12 protein-coding genes and 1 riboswitch are annotated in these 18,559 nt (G+C 73.1%); of the genes, 5 read left to right on the top strand and 7 right to left on the bottom strand.

Features of this window, described 5'->3' with window-relative positions:
• Window positions 1-231 precede the first annotated feature (231 nt).
• Window positions 232-388, top strand: a riboswitch (cyclic di-AMP (ydaO/yuaA leader).
• Between the two features lie 11 nt (window positions 389-399).
• Window positions 400-1,431, top strand: a complete 1,032-nt coding sequence (locus HW130_RS31140) for a M23 family metallopeptidase (RefSeq protein WP_177153115.1) — start codon at window positions 400-402, stop codon at window positions 1,429-1,431.
• A 120-nt stretch (window positions 1,432-1,551) separates the two neighbouring features.
• On the opposite strand, the gene HW130_RS31135 is transcribed toward HW130_RS31140, so the two are convergent.
• The 4 genes from HW130_RS31135 to HW130_RS31120 all read right to left on the bottom strand — a co-directional run bounded on the left by HW130_RS31135 (window position 1,552) and on the right by HW130_RS31120 (window position 6,815).
• The gene (locus HW130_RS31135; protein ID WP_375256604.1) at window positions 1,552-2,904 is read right to left on the bottom strand and encodes a PrsW family intramembrane metalloprotease; all 1,353 of its coding nucleotides are present in this window, start codon (window positions 2,902-2,904) and stop codon (window positions 1,552-1,554) included.
• A gap of 113 nt (window positions 2,905-3,017) precedes the next feature.
• Window positions 3,018-3,809 carry a tRNA (guanosine(46)-N7)-methyltransferase TrmB gene (gene trmB / locus HW130_RS31130; RefSeq protein ID WP_177153114.1) on the bottom strand — a complete coding sequence of 264 codons (792 nt, stop codon included), beginning with the start codon at window positions 3,807-3,809 and terminating at the stop codon, window positions 3,018-3,020.
• A gap of 107 nt (window positions 3,810-3,916) precedes the next feature.
• Window positions 3,917-5,170, bottom strand: a complete 1,254-nt coding sequence (gene lhgO / locus HW130_RS31125) for an L-2-hydroxyglutarate oxidase (RefSeq protein WP_309140637.1) — start codon at window positions 5,168-5,170, stop codon at window positions 3,917-3,919.
• 160 nt (window positions 5,171-5,330) lie between these two features.
• Window positions 5,331-6,815 carry an MFS transporter gene (locus HW130_RS31120; RefSeq protein ID WP_177153113.1) on the bottom strand — a complete coding sequence of 495 codons (1,485 nt, stop codon included), beginning with the start codon at window positions 6,813-6,815 and terminating at the stop codon, window positions 5,331-5,333.
• Window positions 6,816-7,485: 670 nt separating this feature from the next.
• Here HW130_RS31120 and HW130_RS31115 point away from each other — a divergent pair.
• Entirely contained in the window at window positions 7,486-9,660 is a 2,175-nt protein-coding gene (locus HW130_RS31115) for an asparagine synthase-related protein (RefSeq protein ID WP_177153112.1), read from the top strand.
• A gap of 18 nt (window positions 9,661-9,678) precedes the next feature.
• On the opposite strand, the gene HW130_RS31110 is transcribed toward HW130_RS31115, so the two are convergent.
• Together HW130_RS31110 and HW130_RS31105 are read right to left on the bottom strand one after the other, a co-directional pair.
• Window positions 9,679-11,634 carry a sigma-70 family RNA polymerase sigma factor gene (locus HW130_RS31110; RefSeq protein ID WP_177153111.1) on the bottom strand — a complete coding sequence of 652 codons (1,956 nt, stop codon included), beginning with the start codon at window positions 11,632-11,634 and terminating at the stop codon, window positions 9,679-9,681.
• 231 nt (window positions 11,635-11,865) lie between these two features.
• Window positions 11,866-12,651 carry a TetR/AcrR family transcriptional regulator gene (locus tag HW130_RS31105; protein WP_177153126.1) on the bottom strand — a complete coding sequence of 262 codons (786 nt, stop codon included), beginning with the start codon at window positions 12,649-12,651 and terminating at the stop codon, window positions 11,866-11,868.
• Between the two features lie 326 nt (window positions 12,652-12,977).
• On the opposite strand from HW130_RS31105, the gene HW130_RS31100 reads away from it, so the two are divergent.
• Window positions 12,978-14,441 carry an NAD(P)/FAD-dependent oxidoreductase gene (locus HW130_RS31100; protein ID WP_177153110.1) on the top strand — a complete coding sequence of 488 codons (1,464 nt, stop codon included), beginning with the start codon at window positions 12,978-12,980 and terminating at the stop codon, window positions 14,439-14,441.
• Window positions 14,442-14,570: 129 nt separating this feature from the next.
• On the top strand, window positions 14,571-16,226 hold the full coding sequence (locus HW130_RS31095; RefSeq protein ID WP_177153109.1) for a SpoIIE family protein phosphatase: 1,656 nt from the start codon (window positions 14,571-14,573) through the stop codon (window positions 16,224-16,226).
• Window positions 16,227-16,230: 4 nt separating this feature from the next.
• Here HW130_RS31095 and HW130_RS31090 read toward each other — a convergent pair whose 3' ends face one another.
• Window positions 16,231-17,505, bottom strand: a complete 1,275-nt coding sequence (locus tag HW130_RS31090) for an MFS transporter (protein WP_177153125.1) — start codon at window positions 17,503-17,505, stop codon at window positions 16,231-16,233.
• A 158-nt stretch (window positions 17,506-17,663) separates the two neighbouring features.
• Here HW130_RS31090 and HW130_RS31085 point away from each other — a divergent pair, with 158 nt between their 5' ends.
• Window positions 17,664-18,230, top strand: coding sequence for a MarR family winged helix-turn-helix transcriptional regulator (locus HW130_RS31085; RefSeq protein WP_177153108.1), 567 nt, complete (start codon window positions 17,664-17,666; stop codon window positions 18,228-18,230).
• Window positions 18,231-18,559 lie beyond the last annotated feature (329 nt).

Below are 18,559 nucleotides of genomic sequence, written 5' to 3'. Positions count from 1 at the left end.
TCCGTACGGTACGTAGTCGCAAGATGCCACTGTGCATAACATTTGACGCTACGTCAGAATGTGGCATCGATCTGAAAGGTGATCAAGTCGCCCGACTCCGCATGCTTCTGTCCTGGTAAGTCCCGGCCATGGTCGTTAACGATCACTCGGAACAGCTTGGAATCGGGCCCCGGCGTCTATTAACGTTCGATAACGCAGCGCGGTCGTCCCAGTCGTCGCAAGAGGCGGCACCGTGCGCACGCGCCGAATCCCGCAAGGGAACCGGGGAACCACCAATTGGGGTGAATCGGGCATTATTTGCCGCGCAGTCCGCGGCCGAGGATGCCTGTAGGAGACCTTCCTGCTCCGAACCCGTCAGCTAACCCGGTAGGCGAGAAGGAAGGAAAGGAGTACGCCTTCGTGGCGTCCAACATGCCTGCCCCCGAGGCTGCGTTCGCTCCTGGTCACTTCGGCGGCGACGCCGCGGAGCGGACGTGGGAGGAATGGAATCCCACTGAGGAATCCATCCGTCCGGTGCGCGGTCGGCACCGCGTCGTCAAGCAACGCGGCGGGCTCGCCCGCAGCTCCACCGTCCTCGGCGTCGGCGTCATCGCCGCGGTCGGCGCCGGTGGCATAGCGACCGCCCAGGACAAGCCTGCGGTCTCCATCTCCCTCCCGGACTCGATCGCGGACAACCTCCCCGACGCCAAGTCCCTTCCGGGCGTGGGCTCCCTTATCTCCGACGACGCCGACTCCGAGGGCTCCGAGGCGAACGCGGCCCCGCTCACCGCGACGACCACCGTCGCGGACAACGGGACGGCCGGCGCGGGCGAGGCCCTGCGCGCCCGCATCCTCCAGCAGGCCGAGCAGCAGCGCGCCGAGGCGGACGCCGAGGCGAAGGCCGCCGCTGAGAAGCTGGCCGCCGAGCAGGCCGCCGCCGCGGCCGCGGAGCAGCAGAGCAAGGCCGAGGCCCAGGCGGCCGAGGAGAAGCGGAAGGCCGAGGAGGCCGCGCGGGCCAGGGAAGAGGCGGAGCGCCTCGCCAAGCTCGCCGCGAGCTACGCCCTGCCGACCTCCTCGTACACGATCACTTCCACGTACGGCGAGTCCGGCTCCATGTGGTCCTCCGGCCAGCACACCGGTCTTGACTTCGCCGCTCCCACGGGCACCCCGGTCAAGGCGGTGCACGGCGGCACGATCAAGTCGGCCGGCTGGTCCGGTTCGTACGGCTACCGCATCGTGCTGGAGCTGGAGGACGGCACCGAGGTCTGGTACGCCCACCTGTCGTCGATGACCGCGAGCGCGGGGCAGAAGGTCGCCACCGGCGAGACCATCGGCCGCGTCGGCGCGACCGGCAACGTCACCGGACCGCACCTGCACATGGAGGTGCACACCCCGGGCGGCTCCGGCCTCGACCCGATGGCCTGGCTGCGGGACAAGGGCCTCACGGTCTGATCGACGGCAGCGGCCGAAGGCGCGCGGTACGGAGTCTCCGTGCCGCGCGTTCTTGTGTCCGGACTGTCCGTGGCGTGCGTCCTCGGGTCCGCGCGCCGGCGCGGCGACGAGGCCGCGGGATCAGCGGCGGTACGGGTTGTAGCCGCCGTAGTCGCGGTGCGGTGGCGGTACGGCGACCCGGCCCGTCGCCCGCGCCGCGTACACGAGCGCGGGCGCGGCCACGTCCCTGCGCCGCCACAGGTGGTGCAGCAGCTCCCGCTCGCGCTCCGCGAAGTCCGGGCCCGCCGCGCCGCGGTGGGCCCGGTGGCGGAGAGAGGCGAGCGACGTCGCGAACGCCTCGTACTCGAAGACCGCGTGTCCCGCGGCCGGTCCGTACGTCCGCCGCGCGTAGTCCCGTGCCATGGTGCGGGCACGCATCGAGGACAGCGCCTGCGGCTCCGCGGCCGCCAGCCAGCCCGCCGCCGCGTACGCCGGCAACTCGCTCGATATCGTCCGCAGCTCGCGCTGCCGGGTCCATATGGTCAGCCAGGTCAGCAGCCCGAAGGCGGGCACCATGAACGCCGCGTACACCCCGTAGAAACCCCACGGGCCGAACAGTGACGCCGAGCCGTTCCACAGGGCGTGCATGCCCATCGCGAGGGCAAGGCCGAGCAGGGGCAGCGCGATGCGCCGTATTCGGTGGCGGCGCGCGGCGAGTGAGGCGAGGCCGAAACCGATGCCGGTGAGGACCGTGAACAGGGGGTGCGCGAACGGCGACATCACGATCCGCACGAAGAACGTCGCCGCGGTGACCGAGACCAGGCCCGAGGTGCCGAACGCCTGGTCCTCGCCGTAGGCGTTGCCGAGGTACAGGATGTTCTCGGTGAAGGCGAAGCCGGTCGCCGTCACGCCCGCGACCACGACCCCGTCCACGAGGCCGGTGAAGTCCCGCCTCCGGAAGAGGAAGAGGAGCAGGACCGACGCCGCTTTGGTGCTCTCCTCGACGACCGGCGCTATGACTGTCGCGCCCAGGGTGTCGGCGGAAGCGGGATCGGCGGTGGCGGTGGCGATCCAGCGGGTCGCGAAGGAGTTGGCGAGGATCGCGATCAGGGCGGCGGCGCACGCGCCCCAGGCGAAGGCGAACAGCAGATTCCGCCAGGGGCCCGGCTCGACCCGGTCCAGCCAGCGGAACGCCGCCAGCAGCAGCGGCACCGGCAGCGTCGCGAGGCCGAGGCCGACCAGGAAGCCCTGGGTGCCGGTCTGTTCCCGCACGAGCGCGAGGATCACCAGTCCGCACAGCGCGAGCAGCGTGATCAGCACACCCGCCCGGACCGCACGGCTGCGCCACAGGCGGGCGGCACGCATCCTGCGGCGCCGCGCGGTGCTCTGCGGCTCGCCGCCGACCGGCCCGCCGCCCTGCTGCTGCCGGCATGCGGGCACCACCGGATGCGGCGGGCGGCTCGCCATCGTGTGCTGCGCGGACGACTGGGACACCTGTCGACCCTAACGAGGGGCACTGACAACTGGCGACGGTGCGGCGACGGTGCGCTGTACGTCACCGCGTCCGCGCCGCATCGGTCACGGCCGGGCGGCGAGGGTCCGCGCCGTCACGCCTCCGGCAGCACCCGGCGGAACAACAGGTCGTGGACCTTGTGTCCCTTGTCCAGCCCCTGCCCCTCGAAGCGGGTCAGCGGACGGAAGGCGGGACGCGGGGCGTAGCCGCCGTCCGGGACGGTGTTCTCGAAGTCGGGGTGCGCGGTCAGGACGTCGAGCATCTGCTCGGCGTACGGCTCCCAGTCGGTCGCGCAGTGCAGGACCGCGCCGGGCCTGAGCCGCTGGGCGGCCAGCGTCAGGAACTCCGGCTGGATCAGCCGCCGCTTGTGGTGGCGCTTCTTGGGCCAGGGGTCCGGGAAGTAGACGCGCATGCCGTCGAGCGAACGGGGCGGCAGCATCTCGCGCAGCAGGATGATGGCGTCGCCGTTGGCGACCCGCACGTTGGTCAGGCCGTTCCGCTCGGCCAGGCCGAGCAGGTTGCCCTGGCCGGGCGTGTGCACGTCGACGGCGAGGATGCCGGTGTCCGGATCGTCGGCGGCCATCTGCGCGGTGGCCTCGCCCATCCCGAACCCGATCTCCAGGACGACCGGCAGCCCGCCGAACATCTCGTCGAGGTCGAGCACCCGGTGCCCGTCGATGTCGAGCCCCCACACCGGCCACAGCCGTTGCAGCGCGTCGCCCTGCCCGGCGGTCACCCGGCTGCGGCGCGGCTGGAAGCTGCGGATGCGCCGCTCGTGGTGCGACCCGGCCGGATCGGCGGCGGGCCCGCCGGGGAAACGCGGCTCGCCCTTGGCACGGATCACCGGGCGCGGGGTGTCGGGGGTGGTGCTTCGAGACTCAGACACAATGCCTCGATTCTACGAGGCCGGGCACGGGGCCCTGCCTCGTGCGGGCTCGGGGCTCGCCAGGTCCGCCCTGCCGCGTCGGCGCTCGCCCGGTCCGCCCCGCCGCGTCAGCGCCCCGGAGCCCGCCCCGGCGCGCCCGGGTGGTGGACCCGGTCCTCCTTCAGGGCCTCGAGCGCCCGGCGGGCCACCTCGCGGCCGATCGGCAGGGACGCCGTAGCCGCCGGGGACGGGGCGTTCAGCACGTGGACCGTCCGCGGCGCCTCGCGGATCAGGAAGTCGTCGGCCAGCGTCCCGTCCCGCAGCACCGCCTGGGCACGGACTCCGGCCGGGGCGGGGCGCAGATCGTCCTCGGTCACGGCCGGGAGCAGCCTGCGCACCGCCTGGGTGAAGGCGCGCTTGGACAGGGAGCGGTGCAGCTCGCCCGCGCCGTAACGCCAGTGCCGGCGGGCGATCTGCCAGGACCCCGGCCAGCGCAGGGTCTCCGCGAGATCCAGGGGACGCACGGCCGACCAGGTGTAGCCCTCGCGGGCCAGAGCCGGGACGGCGTTGGGACCGACGTGGACGCCGCCGTCGATACCGCGGGTCAGATGCACCCCGAGGAAGGGGAACGCCGGGTCCGGCACCGGATAGACCAGGCCGCGGACGAGGCCGGGGCGGGTCAGCTCGTAGTACTCCCCACGGAAGGGGACGATCCGCATCCCCGGGTCGTCGCCCGCGAGCCTCGCCACCCGGTCGCAGTGCAGCCCCGCGCAGTTCACCAGGGCCCGCGCGCGCACCACCGTCCCCGAAGCCGTGCGCACCGCGACGCCCCACGGCCGGCGGTCGACGGCGGTGACCTCCTCGCCGTACCGCACGTCCGCGTCGGACGCCTGCGCGAGCTGCGCCGCGACCGCGCCGTAGTCGCACACGCCGGTGGTGCCGACGTGGATCGCGGCGAGGCCGCGCACCTCGGGCTCGTACTCGGCGATCTGCGCGGGACCCAGCTCGCGCACGGGGATGCCGTTCTCCCGGCCGCGCTGGACGAGGGCGTGCAGCCGCGGCAGCTCCTCGCGCTCCGTGGCGACGATCAGCTTCCCCGTGACCTGGTGGTCGATGCCGTACTCCGCGCAGAACTTGACCATCTCGGCCGCGCCGCGCACCGCGAATCGGGCCTTCAGGGAGCCGGGCCGGTAGTAGATGCCGCTGTGGATCACGCCGCTGTTGCGCCCGGTCTGGTGGCGGGCAGGCCCCCGCTCCTTCTCCAGGACCGTCACCCGGGTCCCGGGCGCCGAACGCATGAGGGCATACGCCGCCGACAGGCCGACGATCCCGCCGCCCACCACCAGCACGTCGCAGTCGAAGCTCCGCCCGGACGCCGTCACCGCGTCACCTCCCACCCCGATAGTGCACTGGCCCGCCGACAATGCGCTTAAACCAGCGTGGACCGAGGGGCGCGCGTCACCATGCTCACATCCCGTCCCGGCCGGACCGTCCGCCGTCCCGCCCCGTCGCGGACGCTGCCGTCGCCCGAGGGCCGGCCGCCTACGCCGGCGCCGCCAGCAGCGGGCGGGCCCTCTCCCGCAGCTCCATCACCCGGGGCTCGTCGCCGTACGGCTCCAGGCGGTGCAGCAGGTCCCGTACGTACTCGGTGGTGCGCGCCGAGGAGATCCGGCCCGCGACCTCCACCGCGCGCGTGCCCGCCGCGCAGGCCGCGTCCAGATTCCCCGACTCCAGCTCGGCCACCGCCGAGACGACCAGGCGTAAGCCGTGGGAGCGGACGAACTCCTCCGTCGGCCGCGACAGGGCCTGCTCGGTGAAGCGGCGCACCTGGCGGGGAGCCTTCAGGTCCCGGTAGCACTCGGCGGCGTCGGCGGCGAAGCGGTCGTAGGAGTAGAAGCCGAGCCACGACGGGTCCGCGTCGCCCTCGCGGGAACGTTCCAGCCAGCCCTCGGCGGCCTTCAGCGCCTGGCCGGCCGCCGCGGCGTCGTTCGCCTTGGCGTGCGCACGCGCCTCCACCAGCCGGAAGAAGCTCATCGTCCGGGCGGTGGCGAGGCCGCGATTGCGCTCGAGCGCGGCCTGCGCGAGGTCGACGCCCTCGTCGGCGAAGCCCCGGTAGGTCGCCTGGAGCGACATCGAGGCGAGCACGTAGCCGCCCAGCGGCACGTCGGCCGCGGCCCGGGCGAGCCGGAGCGCCTGGATGTAGTAGCGCTGCGCCGCCTCCTGCTGGCCGGTGTCGAACGCCATCCATCCCGCCAGCCGCGTCAGTTCGGCGGTGGCGCCGAACAGGGCGCGGCCCACCTCGTCCGAGTAGGAACCGAGGAGCAGCGGGGCCGCGTCCACGCGCAGGCACTCGGGGACCATCGACGAACGCCAGTCCCCGCCGCCGTACTTGGAGTCCCAGCGGCGCGCGTCCTCCGCCGCCTCGCGCAACTTGGCCACATCGCTGTGACCGACGCGCACGGGGGTGTCCGTGCCCTCCGGCGCTTCGGGGGCGGCCGGTGCGGACCCGCCGGCGGGGGCGGCCTGTCCGGCACGCGCGGAGGCGCCGACGAGCCGCTCGACCGACGGGTCCGCGGGGGTTATCAGCCAGCGCGAGGCGGGAGTCGCGTACGCGCTCACCGCGAACGAACCGGCCAGCGACTGCCAGATGCCCCCGCCGCCCGCCCGCCGGCCCGCGAGGTCCAGGCGGTACAGCTCGGTGGCCGATTTCACCGCCTCGCCCACGTCCCGGGGGAAGGCCAGACCGACCTCGGGCGCCGGGTCCGCGTCCGCCAGGCCGATCTCGTGCAGCGGCACCGGCCGGCCCAGCTTGGCCCCGATGGCGGCGGCGATGAGATGGGGCGCGGAGCCCTGCGGCACCATGCCCTTGGAGACCCACCGCGCCACCGACGTCTTGTCGTAGCGAAGGGTCAGACCGCGCTGCGCCCCCAGGTCGTTGACCCGCCGGGCGAGGCCGGCGTTGCTGATTCCCGCGAGGGCGAGAACGGTGCCGAGCTTTTCGTTCGGCCCGCGTTGCTCCCTGGACATGCGCCACCCCTCGACACACAGACAGCTGCCGTGACGCCTTCGGCGCACGGCATTCGTGCTGTGTCCTCCCGGTTCGCACACCCCCGCGTCCGAGCGGTCCCGGCCGCACAAGCAGGTGGCCGAGCCCGTCGGAATATGCGCTCCTGCCGAGGACAGCAGTAAACCCAGCGTAGTTCGCCACATCCCTACCGTTAAGAGGCGGTGTGCCGTATGGCGGGATTGTTGTGCGGGCGGGAGTACGCCATCGGCCGCCGTGCTCCCGCCGTGTGGCCGTGCGCCCGTGCGTGCGCTCTGGCCGAGGATGTTCGGGAGCGCTTCCCTGAGTACCGCGTGGGTCGGCCCACTGCGTACTGGAAACCAGTGGGCTGGGGGACACTGCCGCCTCGATTCCCCGCGGGCGGCGGACCGGTCCGGGAGGCGAACTCCGCCTCCCGGGCTGGAGGTTGGGCCACGGGCCGCCCACCGAGAATGGCCGAATGCCGTCTGTGCCGGAGGGGCCCCGAAATCACCGGACGAGCCCTGGCGGCACCTCGGCCGGCCTCCTTGCGGCCGCTGAATGGCCCATGCCACAGGCGAGTTCACTTTTTGCGCGCGCTACCGGAGCCCCATCCCCTGCGCCTCCTTCGTGGCAGCATGTCCCCGAACGGCTTCGGGAATCGTGGAGGCGGGGATGCGGTGGCTGGTGGGGTGGAGCAGTATCGCCGCGCGCTTCGGCACGGCCGGGGCCGACAGAGCCCTTGACGGCCTTGACGATCTGGACGGCGACGGCCGCACCGTCCATCCCGTCGGAGCCCAACTGCTGTGGGGAGACCCCGATCCGCTGTGGGCGGTCGGTGACTGGCGGCCCGACGAGGTACGCGTCGTCACGGCCGAACCGCCCGCGCGTTCCGTCCCCGGCGGGGGCGCGAACCCGCCCGCGGTCACCCGGCTCGCCGTCCTCGGCTGCTGCGCCGCCAGCGACGAACAACTGCGGGTCGGGCTGTTCGCGGCGCGCGGCGGCGCACTGAGGCATCTGACCGCATGGGCCGGCAGCTACACGGTCGTGGTCCAGGCCGGGCGCCGCATCACCGTCGTGGGTGACCTCGCGGGCGCCCGGCCCGTCTTCTACACCCCCTGGGCCGGCGGCACCGCGTACGCCACCGCCGCGCTCCCGCTCGCCGACCTCATCGAGGCCCAGCTCGACATCGGGCACCTGGCCGCCCTGCTCGCCTGCCCCGAGACCCCGGAGGCGCTGCGCGACTCCACTCCGTACGCGGGGGTCAAGCGCATCCCGCCCGGGCACGCGCTGATCCTGCGGGAGGGCTCACGGGAGATCACCGGATACGAGCCGGTGGCCTCCCTGGCCGTCGCCGGGCCGCAGATCGACCCGGCCAAGGCGGTCGACGGGGTGCGGGACGCGCTGGTCGATGCCGTACGGGCGAGGCTCACCGCCCCGCGGCACGCACCGGAGACCCTGCCGCCCGACCCGGGCCCCGTGCCGGGCATGGGGCCCGCCGAACGCCGCGCCGCGCGAGGGGCGCCCGCTCCCGGCATCGGCGCCGACCTGTCCGGGGGCAGCGCCTCCAGCACGCTGGCGCTGCTGGCCGCCGGACTGCCCGGCGTGCCCGGCACCGTGCTCGGCCACGGGACGGGCGCGGGCGAGCGGCTGCTCGCCGTCACCTTCAACGACCTGGTCACCAGCGGACGCGAGGCCCGCGAACCGGAGCTGGAACGCGCCCGCGCCATCGCCGCCAACCCGCGGCTGCACCATGTCGTCGTCGCGGCCGGGGAGGAATCCCTCCCGTACGCCGGACTCGACGCGGGGCCGCTCACGGACGAGCCGGCACCCGCCCTGGTGACGGCCGAACGGCACCGCAGCCGGCTCGCGGCCGGCAGCGCAGACCACCTCACCGGGGCGGGCGCACGGCAGGTGCTGGACGCGCATCCGGCGCGGCTCGCGGATCTGCTGATGGACCGGCGCCGACGCCATCTGCTGCGGCCGGTCACCGCACTGGCCCGGGCCGACGGGGCCTCGCCGCAGTCGCTGTTCGTACCGCTCACCGTGTACCGGGCGGCGCGGCGCCTGGCCCGTACGCCCTACCGTGCCGGTCTCGAAGCCGCTGCCGACCGGCTGCTCTCGGCGAACCGCACGGGCGCGGTCGGTCTCAACGGTGCGGTGGGCGCCTCGCTCGCCGCCCTGCACTGGGCCCGGCCCGGCCCGGCGGCCCGCTGGCTGACCGGCGAGGCGCTGGCTGAAGTATCGGTTCGCCTGATGGAGGCGGCGACGCGGCCGATGTCCGTGCAGCGGCCCGGCGAGGCCCGGGCCCGGGCGGCGCTCAGCCGCCACGCCGCGGACCAGCGCATCCTGGAACAGGCCGCCGAGATCCGCAGCCAGCGGCTGCACGCCCCCTTCCTCGACAACCAGGTCGTACGCGCCAGCCGCGACCTCCCCGAATCTTTGCGGGTCCAGCCGGGGGCGCGGGCATCGGTGCTGCGCACGGTCCTCGCGGGGGCCGGTATCCACGACCTCCCGCCGGGCTGGGGCGCCACGACGCACGCCTCGCACACGGCGACGGCGGCGGCGCGCACCGGTCTGCGGGCCGCGCTCCCGCACCTGATGGCCCTGTTCGACGCCCCGCTGCTCGCGGACGCGGGCCTGGTGGAGGCCCGCGTCGTCCGCAAGGCGCTGCGGGCCGCCTCGGAAGGCGAACCCGTCCCGCTGGACGGCCTGGCCGACCTGGTGTCCACGGAACTGTGGCTGCGCCGGCTCCTGTCCCGCCGCGGCACCTGCTGGACGGGCACGGCGGCGCCCCGCCGCCGCGCGGTGGCCGGGGGCGTCCCCAAACGCCGGACGCTCCAGGCGTAGACCTCCGGCGGTCGATGCCTAGCGGCAACTGATCCGGGACTCCGCCCAGTCCGCCAGCGCAGCCGTCCCCGACGGGTCCTTCGGCTCCACGACCAGGCGCAGCGTCCTGTGGCCGGCGAGCGGCACGTGGACCGGCACCGCCGCGTCGCCGCGGCCGAGAGCGGCCGAGCGCCAGAGCCGGACGCCGTCCCCGAACACCGAGAAGCGCACCGGGCGCACACCCGGCGTCAGGTCGTCGACGCCGACGAACGCGTCATAGGCCGTGCACGCGCGGTTGAGGTCGATGGTGACGGACGACTTGCCGTGCACCGTCACCCCGTGCCCGTACTGCTTGCCGTCGATCGACATGTCAGAGCGCTGCCACATCCAGCTGCTCTCGTTGTGCCGCACCTCGGGACCGGTGTGGTCGCCGAAGACGCCGTAGTCCAGACGGTTGACCTGGTAGACCTCCGCCTTCCGGGGAGGCGGCGTGGGCTTCGCTGTCGGTGAGGGAGTCGACGTCGGCGTCGGCGTGGGCGTGGGCGTGGGCGTCGGCGTGGGCTTCGGCTCGGCGGGCCGCGGCGTCGGCGTGGGAGTGGGGCTCGGCGTCGACTTCGGGCTGGGCTCGGCCGGCGGCGGAACGGGCGCGGGCGGCGCCGGCGGCTTCGGCTGGGGCGCGGGCGGCTCCGGCGCGACGGCCTGGGAGGCCGGGGGCCTGGCCATGGGCTCCGGTGCGGGCTCACGGTCGGCCGACATGGCCCACACCAGCCCGGCCGTCGCGGCGACGGCCACGGCCGCCGCCATCGCGGCCTTCGCGGGCGCGCCGAGTCCCGCGGCTGCCCCGCCCGACGCGCCCGACGCGCCCGACGCGCCTGACGTGGCGGCCGCGGCGGCACCGGCCCCCGCAGCGCCGCCGGCGACGATCCCGGCCGCCTTGAGGGAGTACCCGGCGGCGAACCAGCCGATGACCGCGATCGGCAGCAGCGCAGGAATGCCCGCGTTCACATGGGCGAGCTCACCGGCGGCCAGACGGCACTTGACGCACTCGTCCAGGTGCTTGCTCAGGCCCCGCTCCGCCCGCATCCGCAGCCCGCCGCGGGCGTACGCGCCCAGCCGGTCCGCGTACCGGGCGCAGTCGCCGCCCGCGGTGAGCGCCGTGCTCACATGGGCCTGGAGATACGCCTGCCTGAGGCCCTCCCTGGCCCGGCTCGCCAGCACCGCCGTCGCGTTGGCGGTCAGACCGAAGAGGGGCGCGACGTCGCTCGGCGACTCCTCCTCCACCGTCGTGTGCCACAGCACCGCCTGCCAGCGCTCCGGCAGGGACCGGAAGGCCTGCAGGGCGAGCGACTGCTCGGCCTCGTGCATCGCGCGTACGTCCGCCCCGACGTCGAGCGTGTCGTCCGTCGCCGAGTCCGTGCTGCGCGCCGCCTCCGCGGCGAACACCGCGAAGTCGTCGACCAGTTGCTCCCGCTTCGCCGTCTTCGTCCAGGCGGCGGCGACCCGGCGGACGGTGGTGAGCAGGTACGCCCGCACCGCCTGCTCCGGCCCGGCCCCGCCGCGCACCGCCTGCAGGGTCCGCGCGAAGACCTCGGCCGTCAGGTCGTCCGCGGTGTGCGCGTCGCGGCAGCACGTGCGCGCGTACCGCCGGACGGCCTCGCAGTGGCGGCGGAACAGCTCCTCGTAGGCGCCGTCGTCGCCGTCCCGCGTGCGCCGGATCAGCTCGGCGTCCGCCGACGCAAGCTCGCGCGGCGGCGGCAGCACCGAGCCGGCGCTGCGGTCCCGCTGCTGCGGAACGGCGTACAGTGCCGCTTTGACTTCCGCCGGATCCGGCTCGTGAGCCGCCCCGGTGTCCGCACCGTCCGGCCGCCCTTCGGCAGGCGGGCGCGGCACGCCGGACGAGCCGCTCCGTCCGCCCTGGACGGGCACCTGCCGTGGCGGTCCGGCTGTCCCGGAGCTGCCACCGCCGAGTGACTCGTCCTGATGGTCACCGCTCATCGCGGAAGCCCCCGTTAGCACTTCGGACCCGAATTACCGGGCAAGCGTGCCACAGGGCGCCTGTACGCCGAACTCTTATGCGCCACAACCACTCGTCCGGGGCGACTTCCCCGAACTGCGCACCGCCGGTCATCCGAAAATGGCAGGAACAACCGGGCGAGCGGACACGGGCGGTTGACGGGACCGCGCTGCCAGGGACGGGTCACGGAGCAGGAGCGCCCGTGCGGAGCCTCACGCGGACCGCGGCCGCAGACCCTCCAGCAGGATCTCCAGCAGCCGGGCCGACGCGGCCTCCTGCTGCGCGGCGTCGGGCAGCGACGGCGCGGCCGTCGCTATCACCAGCAGCACGTCGGCCACGGTCACGTCATCGCGCAGCTCACCCGCGGCGCGTGCCCGCTCGACGAGCCGGCCCACGACCTCCAGCAGGTCCGCCGCGCCGGCGTCGTCCTGCTCCTCGGCCGGCACCGGGCGCGGCCCCACCACGCGCAGCCCGGACGGTTCACCCGCCCGCTGCTGCGGCACCCACATGTCCTCGCGCGCCTCACCCGACAGGTCGTCGGCGCGAGCCGCCGCCTCGTCGCCGTCCACCCGCACCCTCAGCACCTGCGGCGGCAGCAGCCGCCCGGCACCGGACGCCACCGAGGTGCGCAGGAACCGGGAGAGCGCCGACCACGGCTCCTCCTCCTGCCCGAGAGCCGTACGCGCCTGCTCGGTCAGCCGGGAGATCTCCTCCGCGGCTATCCGCCGCACCAGCACGTCCTTGCTCGGGAAACGGCGGTACACCGTGCCCACGCCGACCCGGGCACGCCGGGCCACGTCCTCCATCGGGGCCCCGTACCCCAGCTCGCCGAACACCTCGCGGGCGGCGCGCAGGACATGCTCGAGATTGCGCTGCGCGTCCACGCGCAGCGGCGCCGAACGGCCCGTCCCGACCGGACCCGTCGGTCCGCTTCCATTGCCGTCCGCGGCCGAAGCCGGCGCGACGGCGGTCTGCCAATGCGAATCCTGGATGTGCATAATCGTTCCCCCGGTCATGTCGTCTCCCCCCGGAGACATCCCCGCCCTGGTCTGCCGGGCGTGCCATGACCTGGCACCCCGACCGACAACGAACATAGTTGAGCCGGAGTCAATTCAGAAGGGGGTACTTCGCACGGAGCGCCCCCCGATCGGAGCAAGGACCGGAAGGATCCCCATTCCACCCGCTGCCTCCCGCCACCCCGCCGGGCCTGACCTGCACGGCTTCCGTTATGCCCCGAGCTGTGCCGCGACAGGGCCACCGACGGCTTCCGGTCACACAATTCGCCGGGCCTGTGGACAAACGACTGAGGTCGTTGCGTCATGGGATGGTGAAGGCTGCAAACTCCCGGGGCACGACCTCCGGCACCTCGCCGCGCACACGCATTCTGGTCGTCGGCGGCGGCTACGTCGGGATGTACACCGCGCTGCGCCTCCAGCGGAAGCTGAAGCCGGAGCTCGACCGCGGCGACGTCGAGATCGTGGTGGTCGCCCCCGACCCCTATATGACGTATCAGCCGTTCCTGCCGGAGGCCGCGGCCGGTTCCATCTCTCCGCGCCATGTGGTCGTCCCCCTGCGTCGCGTCCTCGGCAGATGCACGATCGTCATCGGTGAGGCCCGCGCCGTCGACCATGCCAAGCGGACGGCGACCGTCACCACGCTCGCCACCGAGGAGGAGAGCGCCGGAGCCGTCGAGATCACCTACGACGAACTCGTCATCGCCCCCGGCTCCGTCTCCCGCACCCTTCCCGTCCCCGGCCTCGCCGACTACGGCATCGGTTTCAAGACGGTCGAGGAAGCCATCGGGCTGCGCAACCACGTCATCGAGCAGATGGACATCGCGTCCTCCACCCGCGATCCGGCGATCCGCGACGCGGCCCTCACCTTCGTCTTCGTCGGCGGCGGTTACGCGGGCGTCGAGGCCCTGGCCGAACTCGAGGACATGGCTCGCTACACAGCGCGCTACTACCACAACGTCAAACCCGAGGACATGAAGTGGATCCTCGTCGAGGCGGCCGGGCGCATCCTGCCCGAGGTCGGCGAGGAGATGGGCCGTTACGCCGTCCGGGAACTGCGCGCCCGGAACATCGACGTACGGCTGGACACCCGGCTCGAGTCGTGCGAGGACCGGGTCGCCGTGCTCAGCGACGGCTCCCGCTTCCCGACCCGGACCGTCGTCTGGACGGCCGGCGTCAAACCGGCGCCCCTGCTCGCCGCCACCGACCTCCCGCTCAACGAGCGCGGCCGCCTCGCCTGCACCGAACACCTCACCGTCGACGGCGTCGCCCACGCCTGGGCGGCGGGCGACGCGGCGGCCGTCCCGGACGTCACCTCCGACAGGCCCGGCGCCGAGTGCGCGCCCAACGCCCAGCACGCCCTGCGCCAGACCAAGGTCCTGGCCGAGAACATCGCGGCCGCCCTGCGCGGACAACCCCTGCACCAGTACGCCCACAAGTACGTCGGCTCCGTCGCCTCCCTCGGACTCCACAAGGGCGTCGCCCACGTCTACGGCCGCAAGCTCAAGGGTTATCCGGCCTGGCTGATGCACCGCACCTACCACCTCAGCCGCGTGCCGACCTTCAACCGCAAGGCCCGCGTCCTGGCCGAATGGACCCTCGCCGGTCTCTTCAAACGTGAGATCGTCTCCCTCGGCTCGCTGGAGCATCCGCGCGCCGAGTTCGAACTCGCCGCGGGCGCCAGACGCAACGGCGACGTAAAGGACAGCGGCCCGCCGCCCAGTGCGGCGGACGAATCGGCGGACAGTTCCCCGGACGGCCCCTCGGGCACCTGACGCCGCCGACAGGAGCTGGGCGAAAAGGACTGTCCGTCCGGTCGACCACACTGGACGTGTGACCATAGGTGGGCTCACACCTGCACAGAGTGACCCTTGGCGACGACCCCCATTGAGGCTTGAAAGTCAGTGAACTTCACGCGTTGGAGCCCCAGGCTCCCCGGTACGCAGCGTCGCGCCGCAGCACGGAGGACCGACCAGGGGCTCTCGCCGGTGCAGCGGGGCGACGGCTCGGTGCCCGCGGCCCGCGGTGAGACCGGACAGCCGCCGAAGACTCCTTCGGACGTCCCGGCGCTGGAGGACTTCTCCGTGCCGGAGATCCTCGGCCGCCTCCCCGCCCTGGTCGCCCTCGTCTACGGCCCCGACCACCGCATCGCGTACGTCAACGAGGCATACGCCGCCGCCTTTGGTCACCGCACGCTCGGCACCACGGCCGCCGACAGCTGCCCCGAGCTCGCCGAGCTGGGCCTGCTCCCGCTCATGGACCAGGTGCTGCGCAGCGGCAAGCCCCGTACGGTCAAGTCCCGCAGGACCCGGGGCGGAGGGTCGTACACGGTGACCTGCCTGCCCGCCGAACGGACCGAGGGCGGCAAGGAGCCCGAGGGCGTCCTGGTCTTCGCGGCCGACGTCACCGACCACGCCGAGGCCGCCGAGCGGCTGCGCGCCAGCGAGCGGCGTCACCGCGAGACCGCTGTCACCCTCCAGCGGTCGCTCCTGCCGCAGGAGTTGGAGCAGCCCGACGACCTGCGGTTCGCCGCCACCTACCAGCCCGGCGGCACGGACGCGGCGGTCGGCGGCGACTGGTACGACGTGATCACGCTCGGCGCCGGCCGTACGGCCCTGGTCATCGGCGACGTGATGGGTCGCGGTGTCCGCGCGGCAGCCGTCATGGGACAGCTGCGCACCGCCGTACGGGCCTACGCCCGCCTGGACCTGCCGCCCCACGAGGTGCTCCAGCTGCTCGACGGGCTCGCCTCCGAGATCGATCCCAGCCAGATCGCCACCTGTGTGTACGCCGTCCATGACCCGAATGAGGGCCGCCTGGTCTACGCGTCGGCCGGGCATCTGCCGATCCTCGTACGCGACCAGGACGGCACCGTCCGCCGCGCCGACGAGCCCACCGGCCCGCCGCTCGGCACCGGCGGCTATCTGCACGCCTCGGGTTCCATCGACCTCCCGCCCGGCGCCACCGCCGTCCTCTACACGGACGGCCTGGTGGAGCGCCGGCGCGAGGACATCGACGAGGGGATGGCAGCGCTGGAGCGCGCGCTGTCCGGGGCGACCGGTACCCCGCAGGTGGTCTGCGACCGGCTGATCCGCTCCATGGGGGTGACCGCCGAGCACGACGACGACGTCGCGCTCCTCGTCCTCCAGCACCCGACTCGCAAGGGTGCGAACGCCGAGCTGTTCCACAACGCCGCGCTGGACCTCCTCGGCGGCATCGAGGCCGCACCTCGCGCGCGTGCCTTCGCCTCCGGGGTGCTGGCCTCCTGGCGTTTCCCGCCCGAGCTGCACGACCTCGGGGTCCTGGCCGTCAGCGAGCTGGTGGCCAATTCCCTCAAGCACGGTTCCCCGCCCATGCGCCTTCGGCTGCGCCGCACGGACCGGCGGCTGATCGTCGAGGTGACGGACGGGGACGAGCACCTGCCGCGACGCCGCCGGGCGGAGTCCGAGGACGAGGCGGGCCGCGGTATCTCGATCATCGCGACGATCGCCTCGTCCTGGGGAAGCCGCCGTACGCCGGGTGGCGGCAAGGCCGTCTGGTGCGAGTTCGCCCTGCCCTGACGCGTCAGTGGGCGGGGGCGACGGCCTCTTCGGGCTTGTGCACCGTCACCACGCGGGACTTCGCCGCGAGCGACGGCCGGTCCTGCACCGGCGTGAGCCGCTTGCCCAGCCGCAGCGCGAGCACCGTGATGCCGAGCGAGAACAGCACGAACGTCACGATGTACGGCCCGTGGAGCGCGGCGCCCATCGGACCGCCGACGGCCGGGCCGACCGCCAGCGCGAGCTGCTTGACCAGGGCGAACGCTGAGTTGTACTGCCCGACCATCGACTCCGGCGCCAGGTCGGCGACCAGCGGGGCGACGGTCGGCGACAGCATGGCCTCGCCGAGCCCGAACAGCGCGTACGTCGAGATGAACGCGGCGGTCGCCATGGCCTGGCTGCCGTGGCCGAGGCCCGCGTAGCCCGCGGCCGTCCACGCGACGGCCCAGATCAGGCCGACCGAGGCGATGACCCGGCTGCGGCTGCGGCGTTCGACGAACTTGAGCACCAGGAACTGTGCGGCCACGATCACCGCGGTGTTGGCGGCGAGCGCCGTGCCCAGGGTGGCGGGCTCGATCCCGGCCGCCTCGGTGCCGTACGCGGCGAGTCCCGACTCGAACTGCCCGTAGCAGGCGAAGAAGAGGACGAAGCCCAGCACCAGCAGTTGCACCATCGCCCGGTGTCCGAGCAGCGCGCGCATCCCGCCCCTGGCCCTGGCCTCCGTGTCGGCGGGCCGGGCACTGCGCAGCGACGCGGACTCGGGCAGCCGTACGGTCAGCGCGATGCCGACGAGGACGAGGAACATCGCGGCCTCGATGCCGAACAGCAGGGTGAAACCGGCGGGCCGGCTCTCGTCGACGATGTGTCCGCCGATCAGGCCGCCGATGCCGAGACCGAGGTTCTGCAGGAAGAACTGCATGGCGAAGGCGCGGGTGCGCGTCGTGGTCTCCGAGCACCAGACGATCATGGTGGCCAGCGCCGGCTGCATGACGGCGGTCCCGGCGCCGAGCACCGCCGCGGACAGGACGACGGCCCCCACGCTCCCCGACAGCCCCATGCCCGCCGCTCCGACGGACGCCAGTACCGCAGCGCCGACCAGTACGGGCAGCGGCCCGCGCCGGTCGATGACCCGCCCGGTGAACGGCAGGGCGACGAGCGCGGCCATCGCGAAGACGGCGAGCACCAAGCCCGCCGCACTCGCGCCCAGGTCCCGCACCTGCGCCACGTAGATGTAGAGGTACGGAACGGTGAAGCCGAGTCCGAACGCGCTCAGCGCGTTCCCCGCCTGGATCCGGCGCATCGCTGCACCCTTCGCCTTGGTCACACTCACCCACTTCGGTTGAGGTCCTGCAGGACCTGGAGGACTGAAGCCTGAAGACTTCAACAGTAAAGTTAGAACCTCAACAATACACATTGAAGGACTTCAAGGCCAACGAGTGCCGTGCGATACTTCCGCGCATGCCTACTGAGACCCCCGCGGACGCTGCCTCCGGCCCGCAGGAGCCGACCCTCGACGAGCAGATCGCCGCCTATCAGCGCGAGTACGGGGATCTCGACCCCCAGGTCGAGAAGGTGGTCTCCGCACTCGGACGGCTCAACCGCCGGATGAACGTCGCGTACGGCCGCCAGGTCGCGGCCCTCGGCATCAGCAACGCCGAGTGGGAGGTCCTCAAGACGCTGGTCCTCTCGGGCTCCCCCTATCGCCTCGGGCCCGGGGAGCTCGCCAAGCGCCTCGGCCTCACGCCGGCCGCGATGACCCACCGCATCGACCGGATGGCGAGCGAGGGCCTCGTGACCCGCGACCGTGACGAGAACAACCGCGTACGCGTGATCGTCGAGCTGACGGACGAGGGCCGCACGAAGTGGCTCGAGGCGATGCGCATGGCCACCACATTCGAGGAGGACCTGCTCCAGGACCTCGCCCCGGACGAGCGCGGCCTGCTCGGCGAACTGCTGATCCGCGTGCTGCGCCGGGTCGAGCACGACCAGCCGGACGCCGGCGGCCGCCTGACCGACCTGGACTAGCGACCGGCCTCCGGACGGCCGCGGGGGGAGGGTTGACACGGCCCCCGTCGATCCGTAAGGTTCTTCGAGTTGTCGCGGAGCCGTAACGGTTCTTCGACAGCCATCCTCGCCGCTGATGCGGCAACCAACTCAGCACGATCTCCCAGCCGGGACGAATTTCGCATGCCGAAATTCATTTCGATGACTCGATTATGAGCCGCCCAGGAAATCCGCTAGAGTTTGGACGTCGGAACGGCCCAACAGCCGGGAAGGCAACGCCCTCTGACTGGGAATCAGGCCCGAAAGGATCTGATAGAGTCGGATCCGCCGGAAAGGGAAGCGCGAAAGCG

It is taken from the genome of Streptomyces sp. PKU-EA00015 (assembly GCF_013387495.1).
In the GTDB taxonomy this organism is placed as follows: Bacteria; Actinomycetota; Actinomycetes; order Streptomycetales; family Streptomycetaceae; genus Streptomyces.
This window is presented reverse-complemented; position numbering and strand designations above follow the sequence as displayed.